We start from the raw sequence: 12,277 nt of genomic DNA on the forward strand, positions 1-12,277 counted from the left end.
TGCAGCGCAGACATTCAGCCCTTCAGTTTCTCGGGTCGCACCCTGCCGATCATCATGAGGCTGAGCCCCTCCAGGAGCGTCTGGATGCCCAGCAGCGTGCCGAGGAGCGTGAGGGTGGCGGCGCCGAGGTTGAAGAGGACGAAGAACCCCAGCCCCAAGGACACCAGGCCGCTGAGGATCAGGAGCAGACGTCCGCTCTCCGCCCCGAACGCCCAGGCCATGCGGGTCAGTCCGCTGACGAAGAAGGTCACGCCCGCCCCGAGGGTGAGAGCGACGGCCCCCACCACCGGGTTGCGGAGGATGAACAGCCCGATCACCGCCAGAATCGCACCACCCAGGACGGCTGACCACAAGTCGCCGGTCTTGATCCGGAAGAACGATGCCGCGAGGAGGATGACACCCGAGAGCATGGTGGTCCACCCGATGACGAACACTGAGATCGCGGTGGCGAACACAGCGTTTCCTAGCAGGAACAGCCCTCCCAGCACCAGCACGATGCCGAGAATGACGTCCCAGGCTGTCCTCTTCGACGAAGCTGTTGTGGTTGACGTCATGGGACTCCCTCTGTTGTTCGTGACACCAGTATCGGGAGGTACAACGGCGGGGAGGTCACCCGTTGCGGGTGAACCGGGATGAGGAGTCAGTGGACCGTGCAGGCTGACGGCGTCGGCGCAGTTGCCCGGACATGCCGCGACCCCCCATCTGTGTCCAGATGGGGGGTCGCGGTGCTCAAGCCCTAGGAGATGCCTACCGGCACCTCACTCAGAGGGGGCGGATGTTCGCAGCTTGGAGGCCCTTCGGGCCGCGCTCGGTCTCGTACTCAACCTTCTGGTTCTCCTCGAGGTTGCGGTGTCCCGCACCAGCGATCGCGCTGAAGTGCGCAAACACATCGGCCGTGCCGTCATCGGGAGCGATGAAGCCGTAGCCCTTGTCGGAGTTGAACCATTTGACGGTGCCAGTGGCCATAACGTCATTCCTTCTTATTTCTGGACCACACTGTGTGGTCGTTCTACGATCTTAGGCCATCGAGCCCAGGATGTCGGCATTCCGGCCCCAGACTGATCTAGGATCGGCCCATGCGGCTCACTCGGTGGCTGGGCCATCCGGCCCGTGTGGTGCCGTCCGTGTACCTCTTGGCCATCGTTCTCGGCACCGGATTGCTCATGCTTCCGGCCGCCACCACCACCGGGGAGTCGGCGCCTCTCCTGCACGCCTCGTTCACCGCCGTGTCGGCGATCTGCATCACCGGGCTGACCACCGTGGACACCGCCACCTTCTGGAGCCCTTTCGGGCAGTTCATCATCATGGCACTCATCCAGGTGGGTGGCTTCGGCATCGTTACGCTGGCGAGTCTGCTCACGCTGCTCGCCACTGGGCGGATCTCCCTGCAGGGGTCACTGTTGGCCGGTCAGGAACTCCGCACGGGGTTCGGAGGGGTTCTGCGCATCCCGAAGATGATTGCCGCCGTGATGCTGGCGGCAGAGGCCGTCACCGCCGCGGTGCTCACCGTCTCGTTCCGTCCCTACACCGAGAGCTGGGCCTCGGCTGCCTGGCAGGGCGTCTTCCACGCCATCTCGGCGTTCAACAACGCCGGCTTCGCGCTCTACAGCGACAACCTGATGAGTTTCGTGGGGGATCCCGCCATCATCGTGCCGATCTGTGTCGCCGTCGTGGTGGGAGGCCTCGGGTTCCCGGTGCTTCTCGAGGTGGGGCGCCGGGTTTTCCGCCGTGGGAACCGGGCCCTCGGGTGGAGCACCCACACGAGGCTCACTGTGGCGGGCACGGTCTCGCTCCTGCTGCTGGGGACGCTGGTTTTCGGGATCGCCGAGTGGAACAACCCCCGCACTATCGGCTCCATGCCGTGGGACGACCGGGCGCTCGCCGTGCTGGCCGGTGCGGTGTTCCCGCGGACGGCCGGGTTCAACTCCATCGACTACGGCCAGGCGAGCGAGACGACGCTTGGTCTCTACTACCTGCTGATGTTCGTCGGCGGGGGATCGGCCGGCACGGCGGGTGGCATCAAGATCGGCACCATCGGCATCATCCTTGCCACCGTCGTCGCGGAGCTTCGCGGCGAGAACCAGGTGGTGGTCGGTCATCGCGCCATCCCCGCGACCGTGCAGCGCGCGGCCCTCGCCGTCGTCATGCTCGGCGCCGGAGTGGTTGCCCTGGCCACCCTCTTCATCGTCGTCGATGACGAGTTCACGCTGCAGCAGGTCCTCTTCGAGACGATCTCGGCCTTCGGAACAGTCGGCGTGTCCACCGGCATCACCCCGCACCTGCGTCCGGAGTCCCTGATGGTCCTTATGCTGTTGATGTATCTGGGGCGGGTCGGGACGGTGTCGGTTGCGGCCGCACTGGCCCTGCGGACCCGCCACCGCCATTACGTCCTCCCAGAGGAGCAGCCAATTGTTGGGTAGATCGGGTGATCGTCGGATCACGGACGACACTGTGCTCGTCGTCGGACTGGGCTTGTTCGGCACCGCCACCGCGAAGGCACTGGCTGAAATGGGGGTGCCTCTGATCGCGGTCACCGACGATCACACCCAGGCGGTGCGTCACGCAGACGATTTCGCCCATGTCATCGAGATGGACCCCTCCGATCGCGAGGCGCTGCAGCAGATCGGCATTGATCAGATCCGCAAGGCGGTGGTGGGGCTGAGCAAGGTGGAACTGTCCATCATGACGGTCCTTGCGCTCTCCGAGATGGGGGTCCAGGAGATCTGGGCCCGCGCCGCCACCCGCGAGCACGGGGCGATCCTGGAGCGGATCGGCGCCCACCACGTCGTGTACTCCGAGGCATCCACCGGACGGCGCGTCGCCCACGCCGTGTCGGGGTACATGATCGACTACTTCGAGTTCGAGGACGGCTTCGCCATCGCCCGCACGAGGGCACCGAAAATGACCTGGGACAAGACGTTGCGCGAGACGCTGGTCCGCACCAACAACAAGGTCACGGTGGTGGGCGCTAAGCGTCCGGGTCAGGACTTCATCTACGCGGTGCCGGAGATGGTGATCGAGGCCGGTGACGAGCTGATCGTCTCCGGGCGGGTCAACCACGTCGACGCCTTCTGCCGGCTCCGCTGATCAGAACCCATTCTCACGGGGATCAGCGGCGTTCCCAGCTCTCGGACTGCCGGGCGATCGCGCTCGCCTGCGCGAGCCGGATCGTCGACGTCGGATCGGCGGTTCCTGTGTCGGCCCCGCCAGCCTTGGGGAGGTGACCCCCGCTGCCCGTCCGCCACGACAACCACCGGGCGAACCAGGAGAGCAGCAGGTTGATCGTGAGGTAGATCACCAGGGTGACGATGAAGAGCGAGAACAGGTAGCGGTTCCCGAAGAAGCTCGCGAGGTTGTTCATGTTGCTGCGAATGATCTCGTTGTAACCGACGATGTAGCCGAGCGACGTGTCCTTGAGGAGCACCACCAGCTGGGCGATGATGATCGGCAGCATCTGCCGGAACGCCTGCGGGAACTCCACGAGGATCTTCGACTGGAACTCGCGCATGCCGAGGCTCAAGGCGGCCTCACGCTGTCCGCGGGGCAGGGCGGCGAGCCCGGCGCGCAGCGCCTCGCCGATCAGGGTGCCGTTGTAGATGATGAGGGCGATGACGACGGCCCAGAAGGCGCCCGTCGAGGCCACCAGGAGGATGAACAGCATCATCAGCAGCACCGGCATGCCGCGGAAGAACTCCAGCATCACAGCGGTCGGGATGCGCACCCACGGCAGGAGGGAACTGCGCATCAGCGAGAACACCACGCCGAGGGCGACGGCACCGACCGCCGCGACGCCCGCGGCCCGGAGAGTGCCGACGACGCCGTTGCCGATGAAGTCCCACACCTGCGGATCGACGAAGATGTCCCATCGCGAGGCGTCGAACATCCCTGGCAGCGTGATGCCGCCCGACTGGCGCGGGGCCGCCAGGATGCCGATGATCCAGGCCGCGCCGGCGACGATGACCACCAGCGACACGATCGACCCGATGAGCGAGGCGCGGCGGGCGCGGGGTCCGGGGGCGTCGAACAGGACGCTGGTGGCACTCATCGCGACACCACCCATCGCTTCTCGAGTTGTACGGCCGCGAAGCCGAGCGGAACCGTGATCACGAGGTAGAGCGCCGCCGCCAGCACGAGGATCGGGATGACGATGTTGCCGTTGTCGTTGACGAGTTGCCGCGTGCTGGCGAACAACTCGACCACGAAGAAGCCGCCGGCGACCGAGGTGTTCTTCGTCAGCGCGATGTACACGTTGATCAGGGGAGGGATCGTCATGCGGAACGCCTGCGGCAGCACAACCAGCGACACCGTCTGGCCGAAGCCCAGGCCGATGCTGCGCGCCGCTTCCGCCTGACCGACCGGCACGCCGTTGATGCCCGAGCGTAGAGCCTCCGCGACGAACGGCGAGGTGTAGTAGGTGAGGGCGACGAAGGCGAGCAGCAGGTACGGCGTGCGGACCCCCAGCATCGGCAGGACGAACGCCGTGAAAAGAAACACCAGGGTCAGGGGAGTGTTGCGGGCTACCTCGGTCCAGGCCGCCGCGAACCAGCGCAGGACAGGGACCGGCGAGATCCTCATCGCAGTGATGAGGGTGCCGAGCACGAGCGCGAGCCCGCCCGAGACCACAAGCAGCATTAGTGTGACGCGGAGTCCCTCCCAGAACTCAGGCATAAGTGACCAGAGCTGCGTCATGGGCTCCCCCTTCGTTGTGGTGCGGTGGGCCCTTCCCGGCCGGGCCGGGTCAGGCCCACCGCGCCGTCTCAGTAGCGGTCAGGGGTGGGCGGATCGACGAACGGGAGGACCGCGCCGGCTGTGTCGTTCCAGGCCGCCTCGTAGGTTCCGTCGGCGTAGCTCTCCTCGAGGACGTCGTTGATCCACATCCGGAAGTCGGTGTCCTCCAGCGCAAGACCGATGCCGTAGGGCTCGGAGGTGAACGGCTCGCCCACCACCTTGAACTCGCCTTCGTTCTGGGCGGCAAGGCCCGCCAGGATCACGTTGTCAGTGGACACCGCCACGACCGTCCCGTTACGCAGCGGCTCAAGGCAGTTGGAGTAGGTGTCGGTGAGGACAGGTTCTGCCCCGATCTCCTCGAGCTTCGCGGCCGGGGTGGATCCGGTCACGGAGCAGACCGGCTGGCCGACGAGATCGGCATCGCTGGTGATGTCCTCGTTGTCGGCGAGGACCAGGATCGACTGCCCGGCCATGAAGTACGGACCGGCGAAAGACACGACCTCCTTGCGCTTGTCGTTGATGGTGTAGGTGGCAACGACGAAGTCCACCTGCCCGTTCTCGATGAACGGTTCGCGGTTGGCCGAGACGGTCTCGACCCACTCGATGTTCTCCTCGGAGATGCCCAGGTGCGACGCGATGATCTTCGCGATCTCGACGTCGAAGCCCTCAGGGACACCGGAGGGACCCATCAGGCCGAACAGCGGTTGGTCGAACTTGGTGCCGATCGTGATCTTGCCGGCCTCGTTGAGAGCGGCCATCGTTGTGCCCTCCTCGAACGTCACCTCCTCCGCGGGCGCTGACGTGCTCCCCCCGGCAGCTGGGGAGGTGCTCTCACTGGAGCTGCCACCTGCGCAGCCCGACAGCGCGAACGCGCCTGCGACCGCGAACGCGATCAGGGAATTCCTCGATCTCTTCATGCCTCTTCCTTTCCTGGTGTGCGGTCCGCCTAGGCAGCGGCCGCTCGGTCTCCGCCCTGGGGCGGGGTCTGGTCAGTGATGGAGGATCTTTGACAGGAAGTCCTTCGCCCTCTCGCTCCGGGGGTTGGTGAAGAACTCCTCCGGTGTTGCCTCTTCGACGATGGCACCGTCGGCCATGAACAGGACCCGATCCGCCGCCTTGCGCGCGAAACCCATCTCGTGCGTGACGACCACCATCGTCATCCCCTCAGCCGCGAGGCCGATCATGACGTCGAGCACCTCGTTGATCATCTCGGGGTCGAGCGCGCTCGTCGGCTCGTCAAGAAGGATCAGCTTCGGGTCCATGGCCAGTGAGCGCGCGATCGCCACCCGCTGTTGCTGGCCGCCGGAGAGCTGGCTCGGCATCTTCTTGGCCTGATCGGCGACCCCGACCCGCTCGAGGAGCCGCATCGCCTTCTTGTCGGCGTCCTTCTTGCTCATACCACGCACCCGGATGGGTCCGAGGGTGACGTTCTCGAGGACCGTCTTGTGCGCGAAGAGATTAAACGACTGGAACACCATGCCGACGTCTGCACGCAACCTCGCCAGGTCCTTGCCCTCCTCGGGCAGGGGGCTCCCGTCGATGGAGATGGTGCCGGAGTCGATCGTCTCGAGCCGGTTGATGGCCCGGCAGAGCGTCGACTTCCCTGAGCCCGACGGGCCGATGACGACGACGACCTCGCCGCGATGGACCACCGTGCTGATGTCGCGGAGGACGTGCAGCGCACCGAAGTGCTTGTCGACGTGATCGACCACGACGAGCGGGCCCCCTCGCCCCACGTTCACGTTCGACGTGTGAAGCGCGGATGCGTCCAGTGAGGCCATACCAGCACCATACGAGGCTCCAGAGGGTCCCAACAAGGCATTCGGGCCGATTAACGGACCTGTAACAGGAAGGGAACGCCCCGATCGACCGGGGCCGTGACGGGGGGCGTCAGGCGAGACCCTCCTCGGCCAGCCAGTCCGCGGCGATGTCAGCGGCCGGAAGCTGCTCGGTCACGCTGCGGTCGTTGAGGGCGATGAGCTCGTCGGGGCTCATGGCCGAGCTCACGCCGTCGATGATGGCGGCCGCCTCGGCGGTGACGTCGTCGCTGGCCAACGGCACCAGATGCGAGGCCAGGAAGAGCCCCTCGTTGTCCTCCAGCGAGACCAGGTCGTTCTGGGCGATGGAGGGGTCAGCTGTGTAGATGATGGCCAGCTGGATGTCGCCGTCCTGGAGCGCCTTGACGGTGAGCGCGCCGCCGCTGTCCTCGATGGGCGTGAAGCCAACCTCGAGGCCGTACTTCTCGGCCAGGCCCAGGGGGCCGTTGGGGCGGGTCTCCGCCTCCGAGTTGGCACCCAGAGTCAGGGGTGTGGTCACGTTCGCGAGATCGGCGATGGTGGCCAGGTCCCATTCCTCGGCGAAGGCGCGGGTCACAACGTAAGAGTCCTGGTCCGTGGCATCGGACTGGGCCAGAACGCGGAGCCCGTCGGGGACAACCTCCTGCAGTTCGGCGAAGACATCCTCGGACAGTCGCGCCGCGGAGTCCGGCGCCCAGTACTGCAGGAGCGGCCCCGTGTATTCCGGGAACAGGTCGATGGTGCCGGCCTCGATCTCCGGCAGGTAGGCCTCCCGCTGCCCGATCCGAAGCTGACGGTCCACCTCGAACCCGCCCGCCTCGAGAGCCTGGGCGTAGATCTCGGCGACGATCTCGTTGGAGTAGTAGTCCTGAGATCCCACGACGATGGGGCCGCTCTGCGACGAGGCGCGGCCTGGAGACGCGGATTCGCTGGCCAACGGGTCGCTGGCGGCGCAACCGGCCACGGCGAGCGTCGCGGCGAGTGCGAGGGGGATGAACCGGGGGAGTGAGCGAGCCATGGGTGAGTCCTTTGCTGAGGGATCAGTGGGCGGCAGGGGATCGACGGGTGGAAGCACCGGCCGGGTCGGCGATGCGGAGGGACCAGCGTTGGCAAGCGGCCAATGTCAGTTCCAGGATGAGGGCCAGGCCGATCACCACGATGGAGCCGCCCAGCATCTGGGCATAGTCACGGGTCTTCAGGCCTGCGAAGAGGTACCGCCCCAGGCCGTGGTCCGAGGTGTAGGCGGCGAGGGTGGCCGTGGCCACCACCTGGAGGGTGGCCGCACGGAGGCCGCCGAGCATCACGGGCAGCGCCAGTGGTGCCTCGACGCGGAGCACGACCTGTGCCGGGCTGAAGCCGATGGCCGACGCGGCCTCAGGGATCGAGGAGTCGACGGCGTGGAACCCCGAGTACACGCCTGCCAGGAGCGACGGCACGGCAAGCACCACCAGAGTGAGGATGGGGGCCTCGAGGCCGATGCCCAACCACAACCCGAACAGTGTGAGGAGGCCCAGGGAGGGGATGGCCCTCGCGGCGCCCGTGACGGCGCCCACGGCGGCCGCCCCGCGCCGCGTGTGACCGACGAAGGCGCCCACGGGTACCGCGACGAGCGCAGCCAACGCCACCGCGACCCCGGTGATGGCAAGGTGCTCGCCGACCCGGACCGGGATACCTCCGGCGCCGCGCCAGTTCGCCGCGTCACCCAACCATGCCAGGGCCTCGAGGAAGAGACTCATCGCCGCACCTCCACCACGGCCGGCGGTCTGGCGCCAGAGGCACGGGTCCACGGCGTGAGGGCGTGGCCGGCCAGGATCAGAAGCCCATCCAGCAGGAGGGCGAGCAGCACGGTGAGCGCGACGCCGGTGCCGACCTCGGCAACGATGCCGCGCTGGAACCCGTCGGTGAGGAGCGTTCCGAGGCTCGGGACGCCGATCAGGGCCCCGATGGTCACCAGACCCACGGTCGACACGGTCATCACCCGGACCCCGGCCAGGATCACCGGCGTCGCCAGGGGAAGGTCCACCCGCCATAAGACGCTCGACGGGGAGTGTCCCACCGCCACGGCCGCGTCGCGGACCCGCTCATCGACCGAGCCGAAGCCGTCGGCGACGCTGCGCACCAGCAGCGCCACGCCGTAGGCGCTCAGCGCGGTGATCATGGTGGCCGCCGAGCGGAGCGGGGTGCCGAGGATCACCGGAATGACGATGAGCAGGGGAAGGGCCGGCACCGCGTACAGGAGGCTGGCGGCGCCGAGCAACGGTCCCCCGAGGCGAGGGCGGCGGAAGGCCAGCCTCCCCAAGGGCAGCGCAACGAGGACGCTGATCAGCACGGCCGGCAGGGTGAGCAGCACGTGTCCGACGGACAGCTGGATGACCTGCGGCCAGTTGTTCACCAGCCAGGTCACTCGATGACCCCCACTGCGCGGCCCTCCCCGTCCACCGCGACACTGCGGCCCTGGACCAGTTCCACCCGGAGGCTGCGGCTTCCGCGGTCGGCCCCGATGAAGTCCCGGACGAAGTCGTCGGCGGGGGAGAGCATGATCTCGACGGGGGTGCCACGCTGGGCGATCTGGGCCTGCGGCCGCAGCACCACCACCTCGTCTCCCAACCGGAAGGCCTCGTCGACGTCGTGGGTGACGAACACGATGGTCTTGCCGAGCTCGGCTTGAAGGCGGAGCAGTTCGTCCTGCAGCTCACGCCGCACGATGGGATCCACCGCCCCGAACGGCTCGTCCATGAGCATGATGTTGGGATCCGAGGCCAGCGCCCGGGCCACACCAACCCGCTGCTGCTGCCCGCCGGAGAGCTGCGACGGGTAACGCCCGGCCAGCGCCGGGTCCAGCCCCACGCGCTCCAGCAGCCCGACGGCCTGGGTGTGGGCGTCGCGGCGGGTGGCGCCCGTGAGCATCGGCACCGTGGCCACGTTGTCCGCGACCGTGCGGTGGGGGAGGAGCCCGCCACTCTGAAGGACGTAGCCGATGGATCGGCGAAGCCGGACCGGGTCCGCGTCGCGCACGTCTTCGTCGTCGATCAGAACACTGCCCGAACTGGGCTCCACCATCCGGTTGACCATGCGCATGAGCGTGGTCTTGCCGCTTCCGGAGGAGCCGAGAAGCACGACGCAACGATGCGAGGGCACCGTCAGGGAGAAGTCCCTGACCGCGACCGTCCCATCCGGGTAGAGCTTGGAGACGTCGCGAAACTCGATCACCCCGCCAGCTTATGAGCCACGCAAGGTCCTCCGGCGCGATCCGGCCACTAGGCTGGATGCCTGATGCGAATTGGTCGCGACGAGGCGGGCACGGCGTTCGAGCGGGAGCGCAAGTTCTCTCTGCCCGCTGGGGGAGCGCTGCCGGAGCTCGGCCTCCTGGGGCCGGTTTCGCCGATGCGTACGCTCCGTTTGAGGGCCGAGTACTTCGACACCCCAGCTGGAGCCCTCGCGCGCGCCGGGGTCACCCTCAGGAGGCGCACCGGCGGCGAGGACGCCGGTTGGCACCTCAAGACGCCCGGCCCACACGGATCCAGGCGCGAGCACAGTCTCCCGCTCGCGGCCCCGTGCAGGGTGCCGGCATCCCTGCGCGCCACTGTGGCCGAGGTCGTGGGCGAGGATCCGCTCCTGCCCGTTCTGCTGCTCCGGACGAGGAGGCGGATCACGCACCTTTTCGGTGAGAGCGGCCGGATACGTGCGGAGGTGGCGGTTGACCGGGTGCGGGCGCGTCCGCTGGGCGAGCCGTCCGATGGGGCCCGTTCCTGGTGCGAGGTGGAGGTGGAACTCGCCACGGGTGAACCTGAATCCACCATGGATGAAGTGGCCTCGCTGCTCCTGCGCTCGGGACTGCGGCCCGCGGTGCACGCGTCCAAGGCTCAGCAGGCGCTGGAATCCGGAGCCGGGCGGGGCACCTCCCGCGACACCGCCGCACACGCGGTCACAGCGGAGCTCGCACGGCACTTCGGCCAGTTCCAGGCCTTAGACACAGCGCTCGTCACGGATGAGGACGACGCTGTGCACCAGGCGAGGGTCGCGCTGCGCCGGCTCAGAAGCATCCTCACGGTGTTTGGCCGAACCCTCGCCGCGCCGGATCTGCCGGGGCTGGTGAGCGAGCTCAGATGGGCAGGCGTCCTCCTGGGTGGTCCCCGGGACACCGAGGTCATCCTCGCCCTCATCGACGAACTGGCCGGCGAGGTCGGGCTCGGCGTAGACGATCGCGCCCGGATCCGTGTCGACCTGGCGCGGCGCCACGACGACGCGCGCGGGCTGCTGCTCAATTCCATGGCAACCCCCCGGTGGGACGCGCTGCACGAGCGCATGATCGGCCACCTGCTGCGGGTGAAGGCCTCCAGATCCGGGAGGAGGGATGCCCCCCTCGAGTTGCGGCGCCTGGCCGATCGGGCAGACGACCGGGTCCGACGACGCCGTCAACTGGCGCAAGCCAACCCGTCCGTCGTGAGCCTGTGGCATGACGTCCGCAAGGCCGCCAAGGCCGCCCGCTACGCGCACGATGTGGTGGCCGGACTCGCTGGTTCCCGTTCCGCGGACGAGGAGAGCGCCTCCGCCTGGAAGGACGTGACCTCCGCGTTCGGCGATGTTCAGGATCTGGTGATCGCCCGGCAGGAGGTGGGCCTCCTGGGCGGCCCCAGCATCGGCACGATGCTGGACCTTGCCGATCGCCGGGCGGACACGGCACTGGCGGAGGCCAGGGCTGCGCTGAGCGTCGCACTCACTGCGAAAGCGCCGGATCGGACCCCCTGAGCCGGACGAACGGCCCGTCGTCGGCCCGATCAGCGCGCCTCGAGGGCCGCCTCAACCGCCTCCTCGACGGTGCGGTGCCGGAACTCGAATCCGTCGGCAAGCAGCCTCGCCGGGCGCACGTCGGCATCCGAGGTCATCAGGGACTCGGCAGTATCCCGCCCCAGAAGGGTCGTGAGGGCGAACTCAGGGGCGGGGATCAGGAAGGGACGGTTGAGGCGCCTCGCCAGGAACCGCCCCAGATCATTGGCCGTGGCAGGCGTGGGACCGGCCAGGTTCACCGGCCCGCCGAGGTCGTGGTCGATCACGTGCCGAATGGCCCGGACCTCGTCGTCGAGGGAGATCCACGGCCACACCTGGGTGCCGCGGCCGATGGGACCGCCCAACCCCAGGCTGGTGAGGAGGATCAGGGGCTTCAGCAACGCCTCGGGGTGCACGAGGGGAGCCGTCCGCAGCATGGCCACCCGCGCGTCGGGACCGACGAGGGCCGCCTCCGCCTCCCATGCGACGCACAACCGCGCCAGGAAGGTGTCTCCGGAAGAAGATGCCTCGGTGAGCACCTGTCCTGGAACTGAGCCGTAGTAGCCCACTGCCGAGGCGGAGATGAGGGCCGGTCCTCCAGCGCCCACCGCCCCCACTGCAGTGGCCGCTTCCCTCGTGGCTACCAGGCGCGACTCCCACAGCGTGCGCCGGTAGCTCCGCGTCCACGGCAGCCTGCCGATGCTCGCCCCGTTGAGCACCACGAGGGCACGGGCGCCCTCGAGCAGGCCGGGATCGAGCCGCTCCTCACCCGTCAGCCACCGCGCCTCGTCGGGGCTTCGCGGCGCGTGCCGCACCAGCGTCGTCACCTGGACGCCGTCTGCCCGGAGGGCCTGGACCAGGGCCCTCCCGATCAGCCCTGAGGCCCCGGCCACCACCACTTTCTGCGCACTCATGCCGTACCTCTCATGGGCAGAGCCTGCCACTTTTCATTCCGAAATGCTTGCCAAATGGCGGCGAGCCGTGCC

The 12,277-nt window shown here is 68.0% G+C and carries 14 protein-coding genes; 3 read left to right on the plus strand and 11 right to left on the minus strand.

Annotation, left to right across the window (positions count from 1 at the left end; translation table 11 throughout):
- Positions 1-14 precede the first annotated feature (14 nt).
- On the minus strand, positions 15-554 hold the full coding sequence (locus tag ACZK39_RS04780; protein ID WP_463612663.1) for an HdeD family acid-resistance protein: 540 nt from the start codon (positions 552-554) through the stop codon (positions 15-17).
- Positions 555-762: 208 nt separating this feature from the next.
- Positions 763-966 carry a cold-shock protein gene (locus ACZK39_RS04785; protein ID WP_182782770.1) on the minus strand — a complete coding sequence of 68 codons (204 nt, stop codon included), beginning with the start codon at positions 964-966 and terminating at the stop codon, positions 763-765.
- A gap of 110 nt (positions 967-1,076) precedes the next feature.
- On the opposite strand from ACZK39_RS04785, the gene ACZK39_RS04790 reads away from it, so the two are divergent.
- Positions 1,077-2,420 (plus strand): TrkH family potassium uptake protein, encoded by a 1,344-nt coding sequence (locus tag ACZK39_RS04790; protein WP_463612664.1) that lies wholly within the window; start codon positions 1,077-1,079, stop codon positions 2,418-2,420.
- Entirely contained in the window at positions 2,413-3,087 is a 675-nt protein-coding gene (locus tag ACZK39_RS04795) for a potassium channel family protein (protein ID WP_220489310.1), read from the plus strand. The genes ACZK39_RS04790 and ACZK39_RS04795 overlap by 8 nt, the downstream gene beginning before the upstream one ends.
- A gap of 22 nt (positions 3,088-3,109) precedes the next feature.
- Here the strand turns inward: ACZK39_RS04795 and ACZK39_RS04800 are convergent, their stop codons facing one another.
- From ACZK39_RS04800 to ACZK39_RS04835, 8 genes are all read right to left on the minus strand, one after another.
- The gene (locus ACZK39_RS04800) at positions 3,110-4,045 is read right to left on the minus strand and encodes an amino acid ABC transporter permease (RefSeq protein WP_182782772.1); all 936 of its coding nucleotides are present in this window, start codon (positions 4,043-4,045) and stop codon (positions 3,110-3,112) included.
- On the minus strand, positions 4,042-4,689 hold the full coding sequence (locus ACZK39_RS04805) for an amino acid ABC transporter permease (protein ID WP_463612665.1): 648 nt from the start codon (positions 4,687-4,689) through the stop codon (positions 4,042-4,044). Before ACZK39_RS04805 ends, ACZK39_RS04800 begins: the two co-directional genes overlap by 4 nt.
- Positions 4,690-4,757: 68 nt before the next feature.
- Positions 4,758-5,645: a glutamate ABC transporter substrate-binding protein gene (locus tag ACZK39_RS04810; RefSeq protein WP_463612666.1), complete on the minus strand. Its 888-nt coding sequence runs from the start codon at positions 5,643-5,645 to the stop codon at positions 4,758-4,760.
- A 72-nt stretch (positions 5,646-5,717) separates the two neighbouring features.
- Positions 5,718-6,509 carry an amino acid ABC transporter ATP-binding protein gene (locus ACZK39_RS04815; RefSeq protein ID WP_463612667.1) on the minus strand — a complete coding sequence of 264 codons (792 nt, stop codon included), beginning with the start codon at positions 6,507-6,509 and terminating at the stop codon, positions 5,718-5,720.
- A 109-nt stretch (positions 6,510-6,618) separates the two neighbouring features.
- Positions 6,619-7,542 carry an ABC transporter substrate-binding protein gene (locus ACZK39_RS04820; protein WP_463612668.1) on the minus strand — a complete coding sequence of 308 codons (924 nt, stop codon included), beginning with the start codon at positions 7,540-7,542 and terminating at the stop codon, positions 6,619-6,621.
- A 22-nt stretch (positions 7,543-7,564) separates the two neighbouring features.
- Positions 7,565-8,260 (minus strand): ABC transporter permease, encoded by a 696-nt coding sequence (locus ACZK39_RS04825; protein ID WP_463612669.1) that lies wholly within the window; start codon positions 8,258-8,260, stop codon positions 7,565-7,567.
- On the minus strand, positions 8,257-8,928 hold the full coding sequence (locus tag ACZK39_RS04830) for an ABC transporter permease (RefSeq protein WP_463612670.1): 672 nt from the start codon (positions 8,926-8,928) through the stop codon (positions 8,257-8,259). Before ACZK39_RS04830 ends, ACZK39_RS04825 begins: the two co-directional genes overlap by 4 nt.
- Entirely contained in the window at positions 8,925-9,734 is an 810-nt protein-coding gene (locus ACZK39_RS04835; protein WP_463612671.1) for an ABC transporter ATP-binding protein, read from the minus strand. Before ACZK39_RS04835 ends, ACZK39_RS04830 begins: the two co-directional genes overlap by 4 nt.
- A 63-nt stretch (positions 9,735-9,797) precedes the next feature.
- On the opposite strand from ACZK39_RS04835, the gene ACZK39_RS04840 reads away from it, so the two are divergent.
- On the plus strand, positions 9,798-11,273 hold the full coding sequence (locus tag ACZK39_RS04840) for a CYTH and CHAD domain-containing protein (protein WP_463612672.1): 1,476 nt from the start codon (positions 9,798-9,800) through the stop codon (positions 11,271-11,273).
- Between the two features lie 29 nt (positions 11,274-11,302).
- Here the strand turns inward: ACZK39_RS04840 and ACZK39_RS04845 are convergent, their stop codons facing one another.
- Positions 11,303-12,205 (minus strand): TIGR01777 family oxidoreductase, encoded by a 903-nt coding sequence (locus ACZK39_RS04845; protein ID WP_463612673.1) that lies wholly within the window; start codon positions 12,203-12,205, stop codon positions 11,303-11,305.
- Between the last annotated feature and the right edge of the window lie 72 nt (positions 12,206-12,277).

This window comes from Tessaracoccus luoxuelianae, assembly GCF_055326245.1.

Excerpts from the sequence above, each read along its gene's own strand:
- ACZK39_RS04785 (WP_182782770.1), bottom strand. The coding sequence starts at position 966 with ATGGCCACTGGCACCGTCAAATGGTTCAACTCCGACAAGGGCTACGGC.
- ACZK39_RS04790 (WP_463612664.1), top strand. The coding sequence starts at position 1,077 with ATGCGGCTCACTCGGTGGCTGGGCCATCCGGCCCGTGTGGTGCCGTCC.
- ACZK39_RS04800 (WP_182782772.1), bottom strand. The coding sequence starts at position 4,045 with ATGAGTGCCACCAGCGTCCTGTTCGACGCCCCCGGACCCCGCGCCCGC.
- ACZK39_RS04820 (WP_463612668.1), bottom strand. The coding sequence starts at position 7,542 with ATGGCTCGCTCACTCCCCCGGTTCATCCCCCTCGCACTCGCCGCGACG.
- ACZK39_RS04805 (WP_463612665.1), bottom strand. The coding sequence starts at position 4,689 with ATGACGCAGCTCTGGTCACTTATGCCTGAGTTCTGGGAGGGACTCCGC.
- ACZK39_RS04840 (WP_463612672.1), top strand. The coding sequence starts at position 9,798 with ATGCGAATTGGTCGCGACGAGGCGGGCACGGCGTTCGAGCGGGAGCGC.
- ACZK39_RS04845 (WP_463612673.1), bottom strand. The coding sequence starts at position 12,205 with ATGAGTGCGCAGAAAGTGGTGGTGGCCGGGGCCTCAGGGCTGATCGGG.
- ACZK39_RS04815 (WP_463612667.1), bottom strand. The coding sequence starts at position 6,509 with ATGGCCTCACTGGACGCATCCGCGCTTCACACGTCGAACGTGAACGTG.
- ACZK39_RS04825 (WP_463612669.1), bottom strand. The coding sequence starts at position 8,260 with ATGAGTCTCTTCCTCGAGGCCCTGGCATGGTTGGGTGACGCGGCGAAC.
- ACZK39_RS04810 (WP_463612666.1), bottom strand. The coding sequence starts at position 5,645 with ATGAAGAGATCGAGGAATTCCCTGATCGCGTTCGCGGTCGCAGGCGCG.
- ACZK39_RS04780 (WP_463612663.1), bottom strand. The coding sequence starts at position 554 with ATGACGTCAACCACAACAGCTTCGTCGAAGAGGACAGCCTGGGACGTC.